The 19,860-nt window shown below is 36.6% G+C and carries 21 protein-coding genes; 4 read left to right on the top strand and 17 right to left on the bottom strand.

The window, feature by feature from the left end; all coding sequences use genetic code 11:
* The 10 genes from QWY88_RS05575 to QWY88_RS05530 all read right to left on the bottom strand — a co-directional run bounded on the left by QWY88_RS05575 (nucleotide 1) and on the right by QWY88_RS05530 (nucleotide 9,765).
* Nucleotides 1–1,071: a tetratricopeptide repeat protein gene (locus tag QWY88_RS05575; protein WP_304544929.1), complete on the bottom strand. Its 1,071-nt coding sequence runs from the start codon at nucleotides 1,069–1,071 to the stop codon at nucleotides 1–3.
* 31 nt (nucleotides 1,072–1,102) lie between these two features.
* On the bottom strand, nucleotides 1,103–2,464 hold the full coding sequence (locus QWY88_RS05570) for a PelD GGDEF domain-containing protein (RefSeq protein WP_304544927.1): 1,362 nt from the start codon (nucleotides 2,462–2,464) through the stop codon (nucleotides 1,103–1,105).
* A complete protein-coding gene (locus QWY88_RS05565; RefSeq protein ID WP_304544925.1) occupies nucleotides 2,464–2,979 on the bottom strand; it encodes a hypothetical protein in 516 nt (171 codons plus the stop codon). Before QWY88_RS05565 ends, QWY88_RS05570 begins: the two co-directional genes overlap by 1 nt.
* 39 nt (nucleotides 2,980–3,018) lie before the next feature.
* Complete coding sequence (locus QWY88_RS05560) at nucleotides 3,019–4,302, bottom strand: OprO/OprP family phosphate-selective porin (protein WP_304544923.1); 1,284 nt, start codon at nucleotides 4,300–4,302, stop codon at nucleotides 3,019–3,021.
* Entirely contained in the window at nucleotides 4,299–5,801 is a 1,503-nt protein-coding gene (locus QWY88_RS05555) for a DUF3616 domain-containing protein (protein WP_304544922.1), read from the bottom strand. Before QWY88_RS05555 ends, QWY88_RS05560 begins: the two co-directional genes overlap by 4 nt.
* On the bottom strand, nucleotides 5,773–7,455 hold the full coding sequence (locus tag QWY88_RS05550; RefSeq protein ID WP_304545310.1) for a CotH kinase family protein: 1,683 nt from the start codon (nucleotides 7,453–7,455) through the stop codon (nucleotides 5,773–5,775). Before QWY88_RS05550 ends, QWY88_RS05555 begins: the two co-directional genes overlap by 29 nt.
* Complete coding sequence (locus tag QWY88_RS05545; RefSeq protein ID WP_304544920.1) at nucleotides 7,436–7,690, bottom strand: ComEA family DNA-binding protein; 255 nt, start codon at nucleotides 7,688–7,690, stop codon at nucleotides 7,436–7,438. The genes QWY88_RS05550 and QWY88_RS05545 overlap by 20 nt, the downstream gene beginning before the upstream one ends.
* 199 nt (nucleotides 7,691–7,889) lie before the next feature.
* A complete protein-coding gene (locus QWY88_RS05540) occupies nucleotides 7,890–9,092 on the bottom strand; it encodes a molybdopterin molybdotransferase MoeA (protein WP_304544918.1) in 1,203 nt (400 codons plus the stop codon).
* Nucleotides 9,093–9,104: 12 nt separating this feature from the next.
* Nucleotides 9,105–9,542: a molybdopterin synthase catalytic subunit gene (locus tag QWY88_RS05535; RefSeq protein ID WP_304544916.1), complete on the bottom strand. Its 438-nt coding sequence runs from the start codon at nucleotides 9,540–9,542 to the stop codon at nucleotides 9,105–9,107.
* 1 nt (nucleotide 9,543) lies between these two features.
* A complete protein-coding gene (locus QWY88_RS05530) occupies nucleotides 9,544–9,765 on the bottom strand; it encodes a MoaD/ThiS family protein (RefSeq protein ID WP_304544914.1) in 222 nt (73 codons plus the stop codon).
* 165 nt (nucleotides 9,766–9,930) lie between these two features.
* Here QWY88_RS05530 and QWY88_RS05525 point away from each other — a divergent pair, with 165 nt between their 5' ends.
* A complete protein-coding gene (locus tag QWY88_RS05525; protein ID WP_304544912.1) occupies nucleotides 9,931–10,584 on the top strand; it encodes an MqnA/MqnD/SBP family protein in 654 nt (217 codons plus the stop codon).
* Here the strand turns inward: QWY88_RS05525 and QWY88_RS05520 are convergent.
* Genes QWY88_RS05520 through QWY88_RS05505 form a run of 4 tightly spaced genes read right to left on the bottom strand, consistent with a single transcriptional unit; the run spans nucleotide 10,577 to nucleotide 14,801 of the window.
* Nucleotides 10,577–11,839 (bottom strand): malic enzyme-like NAD(P)-binding protein, encoded by a 1,263-nt coding sequence (locus QWY88_RS05520; protein ID WP_304544910.1) that lies wholly within the window; start codon nucleotides 11,837–11,839, stop codon nucleotides 10,577–10,579. The two genes, QWY88_RS05525 and QWY88_RS05520, sit on opposite strands and share 8 nt — an antisense overlap.
* Nucleotides 11,840–11,869: 30 nt before the next feature.
* Nucleotides 11,870–13,051 (bottom strand): replication-associated recombination protein A, encoded by a 1,182-nt coding sequence (locus QWY88_RS05515; protein ID WP_304544908.1) that lies wholly within the window; start codon nucleotides 13,049–13,051, stop codon nucleotides 11,870–11,872.
* A 2-nt stretch (nucleotides 13,052–13,053) separates the two neighbouring features.
* Nucleotides 13,054–13,839: a pseudouridine synthase gene (locus QWY88_RS05510; protein ID WP_304544906.1), complete on the bottom strand. Its 786-nt coding sequence runs from the start codon at nucleotides 13,837–13,839 to the stop codon at nucleotides 13,054–13,056.
* The gene (locus QWY88_RS05505; protein WP_304544905.1) at nucleotides 13,839–14,801 is read right to left on the bottom strand and encodes a KpsF/GutQ family sugar-phosphate isomerase; all 963 of its coding nucleotides are present in this window, start codon (nucleotides 14,799–14,801) and stop codon (nucleotides 13,839–13,841) included. Before QWY88_RS05505 ends, QWY88_RS05510 begins: the two co-directional genes overlap by 1 nt.
* Before the next feature lie 69 nt (nucleotides 14,802–14,870).
* On the opposite strand from QWY88_RS05505, the gene QWY88_RS05500 reads away from it, so the two are divergent.
* The 3 genes from QWY88_RS05500 (at nucleotide 14,871) to QWY88_RS05490 (ending at nucleotide 17,909) form a co-directional block, all read left to right on the top strand.
* Nucleotides 14,871–15,605, top strand: coding sequence for a P-loop NTPase family protein (locus QWY88_RS05500; RefSeq protein WP_304544904.1), 735 nt, complete (start codon nucleotides 14,871–14,873; stop codon nucleotides 15,603–15,605).
* A gap of 2 nt (nucleotides 15,606–15,607) precedes the next feature.
* On the top strand, nucleotides 15,608–16,972 hold the full coding sequence (locus tag QWY88_RS05495; protein WP_304544902.1) for an NAD(P)H-hydrate dehydratase: 1,365 nt from the start codon (nucleotides 15,608–15,610) through the stop codon (nucleotides 16,970–16,972).
* 157 nt (nucleotides 16,973–17,129) lie between these two features.
* Nucleotides 17,130–17,909, top strand: coding sequence for a thiazole synthase (locus tag QWY88_RS05490; protein ID WP_193113786.1), 780 nt, complete (start codon nucleotides 17,130–17,132; stop codon nucleotides 17,907–17,909).
* Here QWY88_RS05490 and QWY88_RS05485 read toward each other — a convergent pair.
* Genes QWY88_RS05485 through QWY88_RS05475 form a run of 3 tightly spaced genes read right to left on the bottom strand, consistent with a single transcriptional unit; the run spans nucleotide 17,906 to nucleotide 19,722 of the window.
* Nucleotides 17,906–18,109, bottom strand: coding sequence for a hypothetical protein (locus QWY88_RS05485; RefSeq protein ID WP_304544899.1), 204 nt, complete (start codon nucleotides 18,107–18,109; stop codon nucleotides 17,906–17,908). The genes QWY88_RS05490 and QWY88_RS05485 overlap by 4 nt on opposite strands.
* Nucleotides 18,110–18,112: 3 nt before the next feature.
* Complete coding sequence (locus QWY88_RS05480) at nucleotides 18,113–18,385, bottom strand: hypothetical protein (RefSeq protein WP_304544897.1); 273 nt, start codon at nucleotides 18,383–18,385, stop codon at nucleotides 18,113–18,115.
* Nucleotides 18,385–19,722 carry a sodium-dependent transporter gene (locus tag QWY88_RS05475; RefSeq protein ID WP_304544895.1) on the bottom strand — a complete coding sequence of 446 codons (1,338 nt, stop codon included), beginning with the start codon at nucleotides 19,720–19,722 and terminating at the stop codon, nucleotides 18,385–18,387. Before QWY88_RS05475 ends, QWY88_RS05480 begins: the two co-directional genes overlap by 1 nt.
* Nucleotides 19,723–19,860: the final 138 nt, after the last annotated feature.

Genomic DNA, 19,860 nt, shown 5'->3' with positions numbered 1-19,860 from the left:
TTACGCTCTCTTCCATTGTTCTAAAATTGGGTAAATTGTCGAGTTGATACTCAGACTTTGTAATTTTGATAAAATCGAAGCAACTATATTGTATTTACCCATTAAGAAATAGATCTCTGCCATATACGGTAATACAAAGTTTGCATCATTATCTAAAAGCTCTTGGGCAACTGTAAATTCTGTAAGAGCTTGTTCAAAGGCTTCATTTTTCATATATACACGACCAAGTAAGAGGTGTAATTTTGATAAAGTGTTGATAATTTGTAGATGCTCTTGAGAGTTCTCTTCCACTATCTCATCAAGCAATATAAGGTAATGGCGTCTTGAGATTAATGCATACGTCTCAACCTGATCTAAAAACTCTTCATTAAGACTTTCATGTGAAAGTTCTGTATAAAGGAGTTCCCAATATAAAAATGCCAACTCTTTTGATGCTTCGGCCGCATCATGAAGATTATGTGCATTATCTGCAGCTTTGAGCCTTTCAAGCTCTTTATTGATATTTTTTGCCAGACGTTTTTCAGCTTTATCGATAATGGCATATCCAAACATCCTGATCTCATCATCCGTACTTGAGAGTGTTTGTTTGATAATTCTTAGGTTTGCCGGAGAGATATTTGTCGAGAGAACGTTTAATGCTCTTAATTTTTTTGATTTTGGTGCGTATTGACTATGGATGAGATCATTGAGTGAACCTTCACCAAAAACTCTTTCAACTTCTAAAAACGATATACCAAACTCATCTAGATTTAAAATATTTGTATTAGAAACTTTTTCAGTATATTCCATATCTACCATTAGTTTTGCTAAAAGTATAGAAGTTACATAGCCAAGAACAGGCATAGAAAAGTTAAATATAAAAAAATAAAGAAAACTCGATCTGAAGTTGTTTTTATGCAATGAAAATCTAAACAACATTTTGTAAAACTGGTTCTCATCAATAATAGCCTGAAGTCTATGGAGATCTTGTTTATTTACCTGATAAGAGCTTTGAATAAATCTTTTTTTTACATATTTTGAAATAAAAAAAGCTATTACAATGCTTATTAGCGTGTGTATAGCTAATATCAAAAAAAAGTATAGATCAAATTGGGCAAATAGTTTATTTTCCATAATCTTCCCGATAATATTTTGAGAGAAGGGAAAGTTTACTCATATCAAAACTCATATATTCAAACTTTTTATCCCTCTCGTCTTCTAACATAAATTGAAGTCTTTTTAGGAAACCTTGTGCTGCTGCTTTATCGTGTAGAGGAAGCAGTAACGTGATGTAATAATAACCTTCATTCTGTACTAATGTAATCATATCAAGAGAACGGAGCATACGTTCAACTTTCTGGTACACTCTTGCGGTTTGCAGTTCATTGTCGATTCGTAGTACTAAGACGACAGAATTCACTTTGAAATTATTGTTCAGATCTCGGAGTCTTGCCATCTCAAATTTAAAATCTTTATCTTCTAAAAGTTCAAAACCGTCAAGTGATTTTGAAAGAGAAGCTTTTCTGTTTTCAATAGAGAAGTATTCATGTAAAATAGTGATCGATGTAAGATTCTCTCTATTAAAAAACATGAAAGGCATTTTCTCTATTACAAGGACTGACACAACTTTTCCGTTGATCACTGCCGGTATAGCACCAATATATTTATTTTCAATCTCTTCGCTAAATATAGTCGGTTCACCGGTTTCATCACTTACATATACGGGTGATTTTCTGGCGATTGCTTTATCTACAAGATAGTTTTTCAGTAACTTATCAACTTCCAAATGCTCTTCTATATTAATAGTTATCAGCTCTACCGTATCTTTGTTGAACTTTTTATCGATCGCATTATCTTTTAGATAGAGAATCAAACCACTTTGCATACTAAACGATTTCTCAATTAGTTTTAGGAAGTTGTTATTATATTCATATGCTTTATTTTCGACTGTTTCATCAAGTAATATCATCTCATTCGTGTTGACAATATGGTTAATTGAATTACGAATACTCATAGGCTTAATAACATAGTTTTTCTCTAACTGATCGTGCGAAATTTTCAGGGTATAAAAAGCACGGGAAAGCTCGGAGAGTTTCTCGGATTTATAGCTTGAATCGACTTCAGCCTCTTTGATACGAGAGGTCCAATAGTAGTGAAATTGACTAAATATTAAAGTCATAAGTAATGCAATCAAGAAATCCACATATTGGAATGACGGATAAAATATCCAGATAGTCAATGAGATAATACTGACTGCAAATACACCGTTTTCAAAACCGTGAAAAAGGGTGATGACCGCCAGTAAAATTACAAGATACGGTACTTTGTAACTTAGTAAACATGGATCTTCAGAGTTGATTAAATAACCAATAGCTACATAAAGAGTAACAAGTATTAATGTCTCAATATAAGCGTATTTGTGTATATACTCTCTTACAAGATCTTTTGTTGATTTTTCCTGTACTCTTTGTGTATGTTTTGCCATTATCTTTCAACCATCTCCATTAGTAAGTCTTGGGCAGTTGTCCCTATAGAACCGTTACCCCAGTCACTGTCTGAACCAGTTGCACTCCAAACAAGTTTTTTGTTTTTTGTTTTATATAAACTTACTTGGATACTAACAGCCGGTTCACCGTCGATACCTGTTTTGTATCTCCATTCACTTACACCACCGTAGATAAAGTATTTTGCATTATCATCTTTTGCTTTTTTAGCAGCTTTTTTCAAAGAGTAAGTTTTATCATTTACATATGAAACAACTTTATACCCTTTAGCCTTCAAAATCCCCTCTAAAATATTAGAAGCTCTCATACCCGCTCTTGGAGTATCCGTATAGTTTTCTAAACGAAATAAAGCGATAGTAACACTGTTTTTTTGTTGATGTGTCTCATTTACATCTTCATATACAGCCGGTAGCTTTTTTGGTGTCGTTACGATCACATTACTTGTACAACCTATAAACAACATTGCAAATGCTGCTAATAATACATTTCTTAACATCCTAAATTCCTTTCTTAGTTAGATAAAGCTCTTTAAACATTAAAAAGCAAATTGTATTCTCATTTGGTAGATATTTATCAACCCGTCATAATCATCGGTATCCTTTGGCAATGCCATAATATAGTTGGCCATTACCTTGGTTTCATCATTGATGTACCAGTTAATTTCAAAACCATAATTTGTTTGTTCACCACCATGTTCATCCTTGTCATTGAGATTGATATAAGAATATCTGAGTGCCAACTCAACAGCACCATCCTTTTTCGGTTTAATTTTTGAGAATTTTGATTCTTTAAAATCAAACCGTTTTCCTTTGCCTAGTAAAAAATAACTCCCCTCCATAAAGTAACTGTAAAAGTTGTAGTCATCCTTATCGGCAGAGATATCAGATGTTGTGTATCCTGCCTGTAAAGAGTACTTGTTGTTAACATATAATAGATCTAGATTTTTATTTAAGATATCATTGACATCTCTAATACGTACAGAGACATATTTCTCATCTAAGATGCTTGATTCCGAATCTTGTCTATAACGCAAGTCTTCATTTTTATAATCTTGCTGCAGGGCTCCAAAACCAACATGAAAGAGCTCCCTTTTAGAAGCTTTATATGTATATGTCGCTCTTAGTGCCGTTCCCGGTTTGTTTACTTCATCATCTTTTCTTTCATCTATCGAGTTTGTAAAACCACACAAGAATAAACCAAACAGATGTCGATCAAGTTTACTGTTAATAAACAGCTCTACACCTAACTTTCTAGGGATAGCAAAGGCATCGTCCCCTAGAGGTCTCTCCATAAATGAGAGGTTTTTTGAAGTTGTATATCTATAAAGAGAAAAAGGGACTTTCAAGTTCCCGGCTTTTATTCTATAGTCACCGTTTATTAGTCGAAGTTTGTTTTTATACCCAACATAAAAGTCTTTGTAATGATCCTCATCTTCAATAAGACTGTATTCCATCTCATAGAAGAGTTTTTTATCAAAAAAACTTCCCGAATGACTGATTCTTGCTCTTCTAAAATCGTGGTCAAAAAACGGTTTTGGCTTATCATAAGAGATGGCCTCCGCCTGATCGATATAGCCGATATCGTAGCTTATCTGTGCACCAAAACTATATCTGTAGTCATACGGTGCTATAGGTTTCTTATCGTTTGAAAGGTTTGAGATGTACTGTCGATATTTATATTGTTGCGGGCGTTTTTTTACATATTTGACTTTTTTCTTCTTTTTCTCTTTTTGAATTGTTGTATCTTGATCGAGAGTTGTGTTTGTGTCATTGGATGCAAACAGGGAGAAACTGATAAGTAAGAGTATAAAGTATCTCATAATGAATCCATCCCGATTTTAATATAATTGGCAGCTTTATTAGGCTGTTCTCCATTGTCTTCAACACAAAATATAAATCTCTCTGCACCGTTTTCTACAATTGTTATTCCTTCAGAATGCCCAAGATCCAAATCTTTTTTTACTAAAGATGCTTTTTGTGTAGTTTGATCAAGGAAGTAGAGTTGGAACTTAGCGGTTCTTTGACCCGCATCCCCCGCTATTATCCAGTAACCTTTTTTTTGCTCGTCATATTTGATACCGCGTATTCCAAGTCCGTTAAGATCAACATAAAGAGGCTCTTTAAAAAGAGGTTTTGGAGGATTCTTTGTAAAAAGCTCTTTAGGATTTTTGATAGCTAAAATAATTGCTTTGGCATTATGTAAAGGGGCTCTAAAACCAAGTACGAGGGAGTTGTCCGTTGTATCAACTGTTAACCCCTCGATGTTGATTGCATTGTATCCAAGTAGTTTATCTCCAAAAAGATTTGGTTCAAGAGCAATAAGCTCATCTTTTAGATGATTGTAAACTTCCATATCGATAATAGATTCATCCTCATAATGAAACATAAGAAGTTTTTCACGTGCTTTTTTTTGCTCATTTGAACGGTTAAGCGAATGGGATGTAGCTGCATAAACAATATTGCCGTCTGACGTGATCGCTTCAAGATCTTCTATCTCTTTTTTGAAACTTTTTTTGATTTTTTTAGGGATATGCAGGTCACCTATCTCCACTACATGATTATTCTCATCGAATGTGATCAGTTTAAGTGGTCTGCTGCTGCTTTCATCTTCTACAATAAGCACTTTGTTCTTCTCGACGGTTGTTGCACCGGAAGGCTCAAAAATATTATAAAATGTTCCTACAAAATACTCTTTCTCTTTTTGTGTATTTGCAACTCTTTTACTCTCATTCATTAGAGCGTAAACAATGAGTGACGCAGTGAGTATAAGCCCTGTAGAAAAAAATGTATAAGCGTATTTCAGCCAAAAATATTTCTTTTTGATCTCAGCACCTAAAATATGGAGATGGCTTATCATCTCGGTTTTTGATCTTTTGGCACTTTTTAAAGCTTTGTTCATTGAAGAGTGGTACTCTGTAGGGGACATATCCGCCATATCTTGATAATATAAAAGACTATGATAGTCCTCTAGAAACTCTTTATTTACAAGTTTGTTTTTTGTTCTTGGTTTGACAGACAATACAGCCAAGATGATCGAGCCAAGAGAGGTTAAGATGATTGAGATAAACGCATAAGTCATAAGTTTTGAATGAACGGTAAAACTTGAAGCCGTTACACTGACCGTTAAGATAAAGCCGTTAAGCGAGATCAAGATACCCGCTTTTGTATCCGCTAAAGATGTAAGGTCTAAATTTGAACGCAGTGCATTTCTAAAAAATGTAGATACTAAATTAGGTGTTTTTCTCTTTTTAGCTTTTACATTAGCGGTAACGTTCTGTTGAGTCGCTTCATTATTGTACATCGAAAGCCACCGTTCCATATATGGTTTTAGTATCAGCAGGATCGCGTAATCTGTTAAATGCTTCTTGATAGTGTGTAGAATCACCCACTTCTCTAGATATAACTTTCATATAGTATGTTCCCGGAGTAAGTCCAAGTGTATCATTGCTGTAACTTAGTCCGCTTAGACCCTGAACTGAAAGAACAGTTGTATTGAAATCATAATCACTTGAGACATTAAGATCATAAACTATTGCATCTCCTTCAAAGTCTTCTGATACGTCCCAGTCTGCACTAAAAACTCCATTACTGTATGAAGCTCTTTCATAAAAAGGCATTGGATGGCCTATAACACTCTTATAGAGTGCAATGTTTGTATCAACTTGCGGGATCAACTCTTCAGCTTTTATTCTCCATGAAGAGATAGTTGGCTCAGCCTGTAAAACAGAATTTTCGTAAGAATCGATTAGTTCTTGCATTCTAGTGTTTGTAATATAGTCTGTTCTTAGCTTCTCAGCCATAGCATAAACATCATCTCTGTTTTTTTGTATACGTAAAAATTTTCTGTGTAAAGGGACTTCCATTAAAACGGCTATACCGTATTCCGCTTTTCCCAAATATTGTGTTGATGACCAGGCACCGTCATAATCCCAAGGGACAAAATAGAATTTTTTACCGTATATAGGATTGTAAAGAAAATAGTTATGATAACTGACATCCTGATTTCCTAGAACAAGGTTAAGTGCTATCCAAGTTATATAGTTGTCACGATCAAAATAGGTAGCAACTACAGTGTCAATATTTTGATTACTGTTGACAGCTGCTAACATCTCTGAAACCATATGGTGGTCTTTACCCGCTTTGATCTCTAAAAAAGTATTGAAATTTGCTTCATTTAAAGGGTTGCCGTTTTCATCTGTCTGGAGATTTTCCAAAGCCCAGTCATCAAATAAAAAGTTGTTTGCATTATAAAGGTTGTCGTCTTTATTCCATCCACGGTTGATTAAATACTCTTCTCTTAAAGCTTCTACGTGTGTGTAAAGACCGTAGTCTATAGTACCGTTTACATCGTCAGTTACAGATAGGTGTACAAACTGTGTTTTTAAACTTGTTAAGTTAGGAATAGTGCGAATAAGATCGTATGCGAGTTTATTTCGAATTCTTGAAGAGTCTGAGAGGTGTTTGTTTAATTGAAATTTTCTTTGATAATCGAGTAGAGCCGTATCAGAATCTAATCTCATCGAATAAGATTTTTGAGCAAGTGTTCTTGAATAGTTTCCGCGAATCTTAAATTCGCCGATACCGCTAAAAGAACCTGTTGATAAAGTTGCATTTAGTACAGGTTCATACGCATCATCCCCTTCAATATCATGATCAACATCATCAAGGGTACACGGTCTTGCAGGGGCAGTTAGATCATCCCATGGTACACACAGACTGCTATTTGGGATAGGGATATATACATCCATATCAACAAGTGTAGAGTTTATACCTGAAACGGGAGCAGTACTTTGTGTGATAGACATACGTGAATCTAAAGGAAGTGCATACCAGCTTTGTGTGTCTACTATATTCCCTGTAAAAGATGGTGTTTTATCTACATTGTTGCTACTTTTACAAGCAGATAGAAAAATTGAAACAATAGTGATGAAAAGAAGTTTCGTAATAAGAAACTTACTGTTTTTTACATTCACTAACAACTATATTCCCTTTGTTTTTCTTTATTGTTTTTTTCTTGATCCCTTTTACCTTTTTAAACTCTTTGAGATCTTTAAAACAACCGTGTTCTTCTCTGTATTTGATAATTTTTTTGGCTTTTTTAGTACCTATATCTTTAAGTGAAGCCAGTTCTTCTACAGTTGCAGTATTGATATCTACTACTGCGAATAATAAGCTTGTTAACAACGATAAAAGAAGGAAAAATTTCATTTGGAACCTCCAAAAGGTAATTGAGCAATTAGTCATTATACCAAAAATATATTGTAATAAAATATAATATTATAAAAATATTTTTAAGAAACAAAATTATAAAAGAGGAAAGTGTTGAAAAAGTGTTTTTTACTCTTTTTTTTGTAAAAGAGAACTCCTGCCCGGTGAAAAAAGAGGGTGGGCAGGTTATAAGATGAATTTAAAGTAAGATTACATTAACCGAAGTTCCGGCTTCAAGTTTTTTGTCATCCTCTCCAGAGATCATAAGCCCGCTGTTATTAAGCATATTTGTAAGGATTGCAGAACTTCCAAGTTTTTTATCTTGGAAGTTCACAAAAAATTCCCCCTCTTCAATAACAACATTACAAGTAGTAAATTCAGTAAACGAACTACGTTTATTAAAATCCTCTTGCAGTTTTGCAGCAACAATCTCGTAAGGTTTTGCTTGTCCTAGCATTTTTGCTATTAATGGAAGTGCGTAAAGAATAGCCGTTACCGTTGATGAAAAAGGGAATCCCGGAAGAGCAAGTACAAACTTATCTTCACGCTGAGCTACCATTACGTGGCGGCCAGGTTTGATAGCTACCCCTTTAAAAACTACAGAAGCCCCAAGACGAGGAACTATATCTTTTACAAAGTCATAATCACCGACACTCACACCGCCAGTACTAACAACGATATCAGCTGAGTTAATCGCAGACTCAAAAGTTTGCATGAGCTGCTCTTTGTCATCAGGTGCAGTACCTATCTGAATAACTTCAGCTCCGGCTTGTTTAAAAAGTGCTTCTAGGGTATAGTTGTTTGAGCTTCTGATCTGTGCAGGGTTGTCACTATGCTCACCGAGGTCTACGATTTCACTTCCCGTTGCAACTACAGCTACTTTAGGACGAAGTGCAACTTTTACCATCACTTGATTTAATCCGGCTAGTACTCCGATCTCAGCATACCCTATCTTTGTCCCTTTTTTAATGAGTACATCACCTGCTTGATAACTCTCACCGATAGGGCGAACTGATGAACCAAGGTTTACAGGTTCATTAATAATGATTTTGCCATCTTCGTAAGTAACATTTTCGATCTGGATTAGGGTGTCTGCACCTGCAGGCATCTTTGAGCCTGTAAAAGTTTTAATAGATTCACCCTCTTTGATCTCACGCTGCTCATCATTTCCAGCAGGGTTGTCACCTAAAACAAGTAACTCACCTTTTTCTAAGTCAGCATGTTTTACTGCATATCCGTCCATTGAAGCGGTAGGAAATTGGGGGTCGTTGTATTTGGCAACTATGTCTTCAGCAAGTATACGATCCAGCGCATCACTTAAAGGGACTCTTTCAAACTTTGAAGTGTTTACCTGAAGCAGTTCAAGCATATTTTGACTTGTTTCATACGATAATAAGTTCAATTTCATCTCCTTTTAGGCTAAAAGACCACTGCCGCTAATAGCAGTCGATCTATCTTTTGCATAGACACGTTTGCCATCGATTAGATCATATTTCCAAATAGGTGCAGAAGCTTTAAAATCCTCTACAAACTCATCTATAAACTCTAAAGCTACACGACGTTTTGGAGAAAATACAGCTGCAATGTAAGAAGATTCGTGCAGCATTACATCACCGCGAGAGTGTGCCATTTTTATGATTGCACCTTTTTGTGCAGCTTTTGCTTCCCAAGCTTTGTACCAAGACTCAAGTATCGGTTCATATACATCAAAACTAAGTCCGTCTATTCCGCTTTCATCACGAACAGTTCCTACAAAAGGGATGTATGCTCCGTAATTACTTGTAGACTCATCCTCGTACCATCTTTTTAAAATCTCGGGAACATCTAAAGCGCCGTTATGCAGTTCTAACAAATCAGCCTCCACACACTGGAGGTAAAAGAGATACTTTATCTCCATCTTTTAAAGGGTGCTCAAGAGAAGCTACAAGTGTGTCATTTACGGCAACTGCCGAGTTGCTTAACCACTCTTTTAGCTCTTCATCTTTTTGTAAAATCGGTGCCAGTTCGCTTAGATTTGCGATCTCTAATTCCATGGCATCTTTTTGTATTGGTCCTAAAAATTCTACGCGTACCATATAAGTTTGACCTTTTTATAAATGGTTTGAAAGCTTTAGAAGAGGCTCGTGAACCAAGGGAGGATTTGTCCTCTTGTAAAGTTTTCACAACCATATTTTTTCCTGAAATTATATCTAAGATAAGTTAAGTGATGTATAATTTCAAAAATTAGTTTTGGAGTATTTGTGCTTTTTGGAAAGATAGAATATCTCAACCTTTTACCGTTTCATATCTTTATAAAACGCTTTGTATCCTCTTCACAAATCAAGATGGGTATGGAGCATAAAAAGAATGTCCCTGCCAAGATTAACTATGCATTTAAAAAGAGACGCGTTGATGCAGCTTTTATCTCCAGTATTGAAGCAAAAAAATACAAAAAAGTAAAACTTGGAATCATTGCAAGAAAAGATGTAAAAAGTGTATTGGTTATCCCAAGCAGAGGTGCAAAAAAAGATGTAGAATCTGCAACTTCAAACGTACTCGTAAATGTTTTGGGTCTCGAAGGTGAAGTACTTATCGGAGATAAAGCACTTAGATATGCACTCAAAAACGATGACTATATCGATCTTGCACAACTTTGGAATCAACGTTATTCCCTTCCATTCGTATTTGCCGTGCTTGCATTTCACAAAGATAAAAAAATTTATAAGAAGATCGAAAAAAAATTTGGGCAAAAGAGAGTGAGAATTCCACAGTATCTTTTAGAAAAAGCGGCAAAAAATGTCGGAGTGGAGAAAACAGAAGTATTAGAGTACTTAAAACTTATCTCCTATAACCTCGATCAAAAAGCCGAACGAGGACTGCAAAAGTTTTATAAAGAGGCATCAAAAGTTATTTAACTCTTGACGCTAACTCTCTTTTATACTCTTCAATATCAAAATCTTTTAGAGTTGATGAACCGCTTTCTATAGCTGCTTGGGCAACAGCCGCTGAAACCTCTAATACAAGTCTCTTATCAAAAGGGGAAGGGATAATATACTCTTTTCCGTATTGAAGCTCTCTGTCGTGAATTTTGTGAAGATATTCAGGAATCTCTTTTTTTGCCAACTCTGCTAACGCTTTAGAAGCTGCAAGTTTCATCTGTGTATTTATCTTTTTTGCACGCACATCCATAGCCCCTCTAAAAATGAAAGGAAATCCTAAAACATTGTTTACCTGGTTAGGGTAATCGCTTCTTCCTGTAGCTACGATAGCATCGGGACGAGCTGCACGTGTCTCTTCCGGAAAAATCTCGGGAGTAGGGTTTGCCAGTGTAAAGATGATTGGGTTATGACACATCTTTTTTACATCTTCTATATGAAATGTCCCCGGACGTGAAAGCCCGACAATCACATCAGAGTTTGTAAAGATCTCATCATGTGTCATGTAGTTATGTACGGCAAATTCACGTTTAAAATCATTTAGATCGCTTCTTCCCTGGTGTACTAGCCCTTTTGAATCAAGCATAAGGATGTTTTGCACGCCAACTTCACGGTAAAGTCTTGCACATGAAATCGCTGCTGCTCCGGCACCCACTACAACGATTTTCAGTTTTTCGATATCTTTGTTTGCGATCTCACAAGCATTTAAAATAGCCGCAGTCGAGATGACGGCTGTTCCGTGTTGATCGTCATGCATTACAGGGATATCAAGCTCATCTACTAAACGACGCTCTATCTCAAAACACTCAGGCGCTTTGATATCTTCAAGGTTAATTCCTCCGAATGTAGGTGCGATCGCAGAAACCACGGAACAAAATCTGTCAACACTTTTTGTATCTACCTCTATATCGTAAGCATCTAGTCCCGAGAACTTTTTAAAAAGAACTCCTTTACCTTCCATAACGGGCTTAGAAGCAAGCGCTCCGATATCTCCAAGACCCAGAACTGCAGTACCGTTTGAGATAACACCGACTAAATTACTTTTAGCGGTATATTTGTATGCATTTGCCGGATCTTTTTCGATCTCCAAGCAGGGGACGGCAACACCTGGAGTGTAGGCGAGGGAGAGATCTTTTTGTGTATCTACCGCTTTGGTTACCTCTACGGAGATTTTACCAGGTTGTGGATACTGGTGATAATCAAGAGCTTCTTTATCTATCTTTTTTTTACTCATGCGAGATCCTTGAAAAGTGTGTTTTTTTAATTATACACTTTTTGTAATCGCTTCGAGCCACTCTTTCATTTTTTTCTCATATCCTATCTCTTTGAACTCTACAAATTGTTGCGGATACTCTAAGTATTGTTGAGGGACATAGCCTCCAAAATCGTGTGGGTAGAGATAGTTAGCATTGTTTTGCTGGATATTTTTCGGAATATTCATAATATTGCCGTTTTGTACACTGTTAAGTGCCTCGTTGATCGCTTTGTATGCCGAATTTGATTTCGGTGAGGCACAGAGATAAATAACCGCCTGGGCTAAAATTATACGTGCTTCGGGATAACCTATCTTGCTAACAGAAGTTAAACAAGATGTTGTGAGTGTTAGTGCTTGAGGATTTGCATTGCCTACATCTTCGCTTGCAAGTATTACCAAGCGGCGTGCTATAAAATCTGCACTCTCACCTCCGTCAATAAGACGTGCAAGATAATAGATAGCAGCATCGGCATCACTTCCGCGGATCGATTTAATGAGGGCTGAGGCAAGATCATAGTGTACACCCGCCTCGGAGCTTCCTGCTTGAAGCGCATTGGGACGAAGTGATCTGAGTGTGTCCAGTGTTATAACGTTAGAGATGTTTGTGGCGAACTCTAAAAGCTTTAACATAGCTCTAGCATCACCGCCTGAACTTGCAATAAGATACTCTTTTGCATCATCTATAAGTTCTAGGTCATACTTTTCTATGGCTCTTTGAAGAAGCTTGGTAAGTGCTTCATTGTTAATTGCTTTAATCTCAAAGAGCATCGAGCGTGAACGGATAGCTGAAGTTAAAGAGTAAAAAGGGTTTTCAGTTGAAGCTCCGATGATCAGTGCTTCATTTCTCTCCATAATCGGTAAAAGTACCTCTTGTTGATTTTTGGAAAGACGATGCACTTCATCTATGAAAATAAGCGGTTTTTGTAAAGCATTTTTGTATTGAGCAAAAATTTTTCGCAATTCTTCGAGTTTGAGTGAAGTTGCATTAAGCTCATAAAAAGGGAGATCCATAACATTTGCGATCACTCTGGAGATGGAAGTTTTTCCACATCCTGCAGGTCCGTAAAAAAAACTGTGCCCCAATGCCCCTTTTTCACAAAGTGTTCTTAAAGGGGTACCAAGAGAACTTAAATGCTCTTGTCCTACGATCTCATCAAAGGTTTTAGGACGGAGAAGTGATGCAAAGTCCAACTCTAGGCTCTCTCTTTTTGTTTTTTAGTTTCCTCTTTTAAAAACTTGTAAAGTGCAGAATATTCACTTCTTGTTAAATATCTTGTTTTTCCCGTTGGAAGATTGTTGAGTTCGATCTCTGCAAAACTAAGACGTTTTAGATCAACTACTTCAGCACCGAAGTGTGCGAAAAATCTACGAAGTTCACGGTTTTTTCCTTCAGCGATTGCCACTTTTAAGATCGAGTAGTTTGGCTGGTTTTTTTGGATTTTGTACCCTAAAAACGGTTTAAACTCCATCTCTTTGATCTTAGAGTGAGAGTGCGCACCTGCACTGGCATCTTCAAGGAAAAGACCGTTCATCATTGCATCTTCCATCTCTGGCGTTACTTCACCTTTGATCTTAATCTTGTAGATACGCTCTAAGTCTGATTCCATTAAAGCAGTCGCTACGTGTGAAGCATCAGTAAGGAGCAGTAAACCCTCACTTGCAAAGTCCAGACGTCCAACTGGGATAAAGTGTCTAAACTCTTTGCTTAAGCTGTCATATATTGTACGACGCCCTTTTGGATCAGACTTTGTTACAAGTTCCCCTTTTGGTTTGTTATACACAATCACTGTGTATTTGTTTTTAGGGCTTACCTGTTTACCGCTTACATAAACGATATCACGCCCCTCTTCAACCTGCGTTGCAGGATTCATTTCGATTTCGCCGTTGATACGGACATAACCGTCTTGAATTGCACGGTCAGCTTCTCTGCGTGAGTAAGTTGAATAGTGTGCTATATATTTATTTAGTCTCATTGCCATTAAGAGATCCCTTTTTCTATGAGTGAGTGTATGTGTAATACACCTTTGATTTTTTTATCTTTATCTGTGATAACCAACAGTTGAATTTTTTTCTCTTCTATAAGCACTAATGCATCACTTGCTAAGAGCTCTTCGTCATCTATAGTCATAGGGTTTAGTGTCGCATATTGCATAATATTGTCTTCTAGTGAAAAGTTTTCACTAAGCAGGGCACGACGTACATCTCCGTCACTTACTAGGGCTACAAGACGATCCTCTTTATCTGCGATAAGTACCGTTCCTAAACGCCCTTGGCTAATACTCAGTATTGCATCTTTAACCTGTGCATCTTCACCTAAAACAGGAATGTTTTGTGTCTGCATAAGGTTTTTTACTTTTACAAACAGTTTTTTCCCAAGTGCACCGCCGGGATGAAACGAGGCAAAGTCAGTTGTTTGAAAATTTCTTGCTTTCATTAAACATACTGCAAGTGCATCTCCGAGTGCCAGTGTAAGTGTAGTTGAACTCGTAGGAGCAGTGTTAAGCGGACATGCTTCCTTTTCAACATCAATTTTGATTACAAGGTCACTGTATGATCCAAGTGTTGAGTTTTCATTTCTCGTCATACCGATTAAAGGGACATCAAACCTTTTGATATGTGGGAGAATCGAGCTTAACTCTTCACTCTCACCACTGTAACTGATGGCTAAAACTACATCATCAGCTCCAATCATTCCAAGATCACCGTGAAGTGCTTCTGTCGGATGGAGGAAAAAACTCGGTGTACCGGTAGAGGCAAAAGTTGCAGCCATCTTTGCGCCGATAAGCCCACTTTTCCCAACACCGCTTACGATTAACTTCCCTTTACATCCAAGGATCATCTCAACAGCTTTGTCAAATACATCATCTATGTTTTGCGCAGCTTTTAGTAATGTTTGTGCTTCGATATTTAATGTTTCTTGTGCAATAGTTTTATAATTCATACCCTTATTATATCTCTTTTTATCTTCATAAGATATAATACATATTATGAAGATGAAAAAGGGGCTTTTATGAGAGCTGTAATTGGTAAATACTTAGATAGTATAGATACTTTAAAATTAGAAGATAGAATCCTTTGTTATAACACTCTGATCTTAGGTGAACAAGGGTCGGGAAAAACAAATTTAGCTTGTAAAATAAGAAATTTCATTATTGATAAAGATGTACCGACAATATATCTGGACTTTGACGATTCACATGAAGATAACATTGAACTAAGATATAAAGATGAACATTTTAACTATATTAGATTTGATGAAACAGAAGAGTTTGATAAAGAATTTGAAGCACTTGTATCGCAAAGAAAACATATCTATATGGCAGTGAATCCTAACTTTTTTTCAAACAAAAGAGATGTAAAGTCAAAACTGACACAGACAATCTCAAATAAAGATCTGTTAGAAAATTACTATTACTTTTTCCACGATATTGAAAATTTAAACGGTTTCTATACAAAATTTGAAGACTTTTTACTTTATATGTTGAGTTTTACAAATTTACAAAAATATGGTTTTACTTTCTTGGCACAGCCACACTCAACATTTGAGAATCCACATTTAAAACTACTATTTACTTTCTTGTATGTAGGTAGATGTGCGAATGTAGATTATTTCAACACTTCAAACTTGAAAAACTTGAAGAAAAATAGATTTTTCTATCAATATAGAACAGCGTATCCAACATTACTGTTTAACGAGATTAAAAACTCTGTTGTTCAAATTGACGAGTATATTCCAGAAGAGTAGAGATGCAAAATATTTTTGATGAAGTAGGTTCACTCGATCGCAAATGTTATGAAGAGTTCGCTCTAAGCGAAGACCTTTTAATGGAACATGCAGCTGATGGTATGGCTGATTTTATCAAAAACAACTATTCCCGCGGAGCAACTGTTTTAGTTGTTTGTGGAGGTGGTAATAACGGTGCAGACGGTTTAGCACTCGCTCGCATACTCCATAAAGATTATGAGGTAAAAGTTTTTATGGCAAAAGAGGCAAAAAGCGAGATGGCAAAGCTACAGCTTTTGCGTTCGCAAAAAGTGGGTGTATCTTTTGTCGATCAACTTTTTAATACCGAGATAATTGTTGATGCTATTTTAGGAACAGGTTTTAGCGGTGAACTCTCCTCAGAGTTAACGCAAACATTAGAGACCCTAAATAACTACAAAGCTGTGAAAATAGCGTGTGATATTCCAAGCGGCTATAAATTTAATGCCGATTATACACTTACAATGGGTGGTTTAAAAAAATCTCTCTATGAAGATAAGGTCAAAGATATCGTCGGAGAAATAACTGTTTTAGATCTCGGCGTAGCGCGTGAAATTTATGAGAGTGATTCGAAGATTAAACTGCTTGAGGAGAGTGATTTACAGCTCCCAAACAGAAAGAAGCAAAATACTCATAAGGGTTCTTACGGGCATCTTGCAGTGATAAGCGGAGAAAAAACAGGAGCAAGTGTTATGAGTGCACAGGCTGCTTTTCGTTTTGGAACAGCATTGGTCACACTTTTAAGTAATGAAAACATTAATGCCCCTTACGAGATTATGCAATCACATCAATTACCAAGCAGTGCATCGGCAATAGCACTGGGAATGGGGCTAGGTGTCGAGTTTTCTCAAAGTGAATTGGAGCGTTTTGTCAGCAATGGACATCCGCTGCTTTTGGATGCAGATATTTTTTACCACCCTTTACTCTCTAGTTTATTAGGGAGAAAAAATGTTGTAATTACTCCCCATCCAAAAGAGTTTTGCGAGGTTTTAAAACAGTGTAATCTCGTAGAGATCTCTGTAGAGGAATTACAACAAAGCAGATTTGAGTATGCACAACTCTTTAGCAAACATTTCCCGCAAGTTACACTTGTACTCAAAGGTACAAATGTGATTATCTCTCAAGGTGAGCAGATATTTGTAAACCCTTACGGGACTAATGTTTTAGCAAAAGGTGGCAGTGGTGATGTGTTAGCAGGGCTTATTGCCGGGCTTTTAGCACAGGGATATGCTCCGCTTGATGCTGCAATCAGCGGTTCACTTGCTCATACGCAGTTGGCAAAAAGTTACAAGGGTGCTGATTTTTCACTTACGCCGATCGATTTGATCGATGGTATATGTAAACTGTAAGAATTGTTTTGTTATAAACTCAACAATAAAAAAGTATAAACGATTATTTGATTTATTTTTAGAGGAGGAATCCTCTCTTTGGTCTGAGCCTCTAAAAACAAACCAAACAATCTTGAACAAATAACGAAAACGAAAATAAATTAGATTAGGAAGAAGAATGGATAATAAACTAAAAATCGGAAAATATGAACTAGGATCTCGTCTGATCGTTGGAAGTGGGAAATATGACTCTTTTGATATGACAAAAGAGGCGACTTTAGCATCTGGAAGTGAGCTTATCACTGTTGCGGTTCGTCGTTTAAACATTACTGACCCGGATAAAGAGAATCTTCGTGATACTTTTGCGGGAACTAACGTAAAGTTTTTACCAAACTCTGCGGGATGTGTAACTGCTGAAGAGGCAATTACTACTTTTAGATTAACTCGTGAAGCGACAGGAATCGATCTAATTAAACTGGAAGTTATCGGTGATACACAAAAAACTTTATATCCGGATGTAATTGAGACAATTAAAGCGTGTGAAGTACTACATAAAGAGGGCTTTACTATTATGGCTTATACTTCAGATGACCCGATCATGGCTAAACGTCTTGAAGATGCGGGTGCTGATGCTGTTATGCCATTAGCTGCTCCTATTGGAAGTGGACTTGGTGTACAAAACCCTTACAATGTTGTTTTCGTTCGTGAAGCGGTAAGTGTACCTGTAATCGTTGATGCGGGAATAGGGTGTGCAAGTGATGCTGCGTATGCTATGGAACTTGGTGCTGAGGGTGTGCTTACAAACACTGCGATCGCACAAGCTAATGATCCTATCGCTATGGCTCAGGCTATGAAACATGCGGTTATCGGTGGACGTATGAGTTATTTAGCGGGACGTATTCCGAAAAAACCTTATGCGACTGCATCTAGCCCGGTTGACGGACTTATTCAGTTCTAGTTAGACCTTGCTAATGCTGCAAAATCTATAGAGTCCTCTTTTTTGGACTCTTCTCTCTCTTTGTCTTTTTCAAAATCTCCACTGGAAAAAAAGTATTCGTGTTGCCCTTTGTTTAATATACACCCTTTAATTCCTGGTGTACAAGTTACATTTAACAGTTTGCAAAAACCTTTATGATCGTGTTGACATGTCCAACCCATAATCTATCCTTCAAATTTATCCGATAAATGAGACATTAGAAGTAGCTGTCCCATCCCTTCAAAGAATTTTTCTAAGCCTATAGCATCAGCTTCTAACGATTTTTTCATCGCAGTTAAAAATACAAGTTGCGATTCCTCTGATGCTAACATATATGTATCTATAATATACTCTAACGTAAGTGACATATCTTCACCGTTTACTTCAAAGTCTATAGTAGATTGAGAGTTAATCCCCTCTTGTTTTAAAATATCTTTGCACTCTTGAGTGATATCCATTATACTAGCCCCATTAAATTTAACATAACTACAAACATAGCTATCGGAATAAGGTATTTAAGAGAAAAGTACCAAGGCTCAAACGCCCATTTTAAAAATGGTTTGAGAGCAGCCTCAACACGGTTTTTCTCTATAACATAACCTACAAATATCGACATAATAAGTCCGCCCATTGGAAGCATAATGGCAGCTGTAACGTAATCTACCCAGTCAAAAAAGCTTTTTTCACCCCATGTCAGATACTCTTTTGCTCCATCTATATTTGACAGAATTGCAAAAATTCCAAAAAACCAGAAAAACAGTCCCATTAAAATCGAAGCTTTTGCTCTTGAGAATGAGAATCTATCTATAAAGTACTGTACCATAGGCTCAACCAGTGAAACAGCCGATGTCAGACCTGCAAATGCAAGAGCTAAGAAAAATAAGACGGCGAAGAAATTTCCTAAAACTCCCATCTCATAAAATGCAGCAGGTAAAGAGATAAAAACTAAACCGGGACCTTTTGCCGGTCCCGAACCGTATTGATAGAGAAAAGTAAAAAGCATAAGGCCTGCTACAATTGCGATCGTAGTGTCTAAAAATACAACCCAAAAAGCAGACTTTATAATGTTTGAGCCTTTTTCCATTGAAGCGGCATAAGTCATAATCGCACCCATACCAAGACTAAGTGTAAAGAAACCGTGTCCAACTGCAGTAACAAATGCTTCAGAATTGAGTTTAGACCAATCAGCTGCAAACATAAACTCTACGGCTCTTGAAAAAGAGTCTAATGATACTGCATAAATAAACATGCCCGCTAAAATAAGCATTAGTGAAGGCATAAGTATAAGATTGATCCTCTCAATACCCCCTTTGATCCCTTTTGTTAAAACATAAGTGATCATAACGAATGCAAGTGTATGGTAGAGAAGCTGAGTCAGGAAGTCTGTATGTAACATAAGTGAAAAAGTTGTTTCAGCTTCTTTAACACTTGAAGGCAAATATTCTAAAGATGTAATTATATAGTTAAAGATCCATCCAATGACGACAGAATAGAAGATCATAATAGAGAGTCCTGCCATTGCTTGAAAACCACCAAGCTTCCAAAGGTCTTTATAATTTGGTGCAAGTTCTTCAAACGATGACACAGTATCGCGTCTTCCAAGATACCCAATGAGCATTTCTGCTATCATAATAGAAAATCCAACAAGGACAACAGTAAGTAGATAAACTAAAACAAAAGCACCTCCGCCGTATTCACCAGTGATGTATGGAAATTTCCATATATTCCCTAGTCCTACAGCGCTTCCTGCAGCTGCTAAAATAAATCCGATCCTACTAAACCTTGCTATTTTCATATTGAAATTCCTTTTGAATTTCATGTATTATACAGAAAAATTTCACTTTTTTAAAATTATTTTGGAAAAACACTTGACAAAAAGAAAATAAATCACTATAATTTCAGCCTCATTAATCAGCAACTAAGCTTTTTAATG

The sequence above is a fragment of the Sulfurimonas sp. hsl 1-7 genome, from assembly GCF_030577135.1.
GTDB classification, from domain to species: Bacteria; Campylobacterota; Campylobacteria; order Campylobacterales; family Sulfurimonadaceae; genus Sulfurimonas; species Sulfurimonas microaerophilus.
Note: the sequence above shows the minus strand (reverse complement) of the source record. Positions and strands in the feature narration are given on the sequence as shown.

Coding starts and splice junctions, on each gene's coding strand:
- QWY88_RS05560 (WP_304544923.1), bottom strand. CDS start 4,302: ATGAGATACTTTATACTCTTACTTATCAGTTTCTCCCTGTTTGCATCC.
- QWY88_RS05475 (WP_304544895.1), bottom strand. CDS start 19,722: ATGAAAATAGCAAGGTTTAGTAGGATCGGATTTATTTTAGCAGCTGCA.
- QWY88_RS05565 (WP_304544925.1), bottom strand. CDS start 2,979: ATGTTAAGAAATGTATTATTAGCAGCATTTGCAATGTTGTTTATAGGT.
- QWY88_RS05500 (WP_304544904.1), top strand. CDS start 14,871: ATGAGAGCTGTAATTGGTAAATACTTAGATAGTATAGATACTTTAAAA.
- QWY88_RS05555 (WP_304544922.1), bottom strand. CDS start 5,801: ATGGAACGGTGGCTTTCGATGTACAATAATGAAGCGACTCAACAGAAC.
- QWY88_RS05480 (WP_304544897.1), bottom strand. CDS start 18,385: ATGGATATCACTCAAGAGTGCAAAGATATTTTAAAACAAGAGGGGATT.
- QWY88_RS05505 (WP_304544905.1), bottom strand. CDS start 14,801: ATGAATTATAAAACTATTGCACAAGAAACATTAAATATCGAAGCACAA.
- QWY88_RS05530 (WP_304544914.1), bottom strand. CDS start 9,765: ATGGTACGCGTAGAATTTTTAGGACCAATACAAAAAGATGCCATGGAA.
- QWY88_RS05570 (WP_304544927.1), bottom strand. CDS start 2,464: ATGGCAAAACATACACAAAGAGTACAGGAAAAATCAACAAAAGATCTT.
- QWY88_RS05520 (WP_304544910.1), bottom strand. CDS start 11,839: ATGAGTAAAAAAAAGATAGATAAAGAAGCTCTTGATTATCACCAGTAT.
- QWY88_RS05490 (WP_193113786.1), top strand. CDS start 17,130: ATGGATAATAAACTAAAAATCGGAAAATATGAACTAGGATCTCGTCTG.
- QWY88_RS05510 (WP_304544906.1), bottom strand. CDS start 13,839: ATGGCAATGAGACTAAATAAATATATAGCACACTATTCAACTTACTCA.
- QWY88_RS05485 (WP_304544899.1), bottom strand. CDS start 18,109: ATGGGTTGGACATGTCAACACGATCATAAAGGTTTTTGCAAACTGTTA.
- QWY88_RS05545 (WP_304544920.1), bottom strand. CDS start 7,690: ATGAAATTTTTCCTTCTTTTATCGTTGTTAACAAGCTTATTATTCGCA.
- QWY88_RS05495 (WP_304544902.1), top strand. CDS start 15,608: ATGCAAAATATTTTTGATGAAGTAGGTTCACTCGATCGCAAATGTTAT.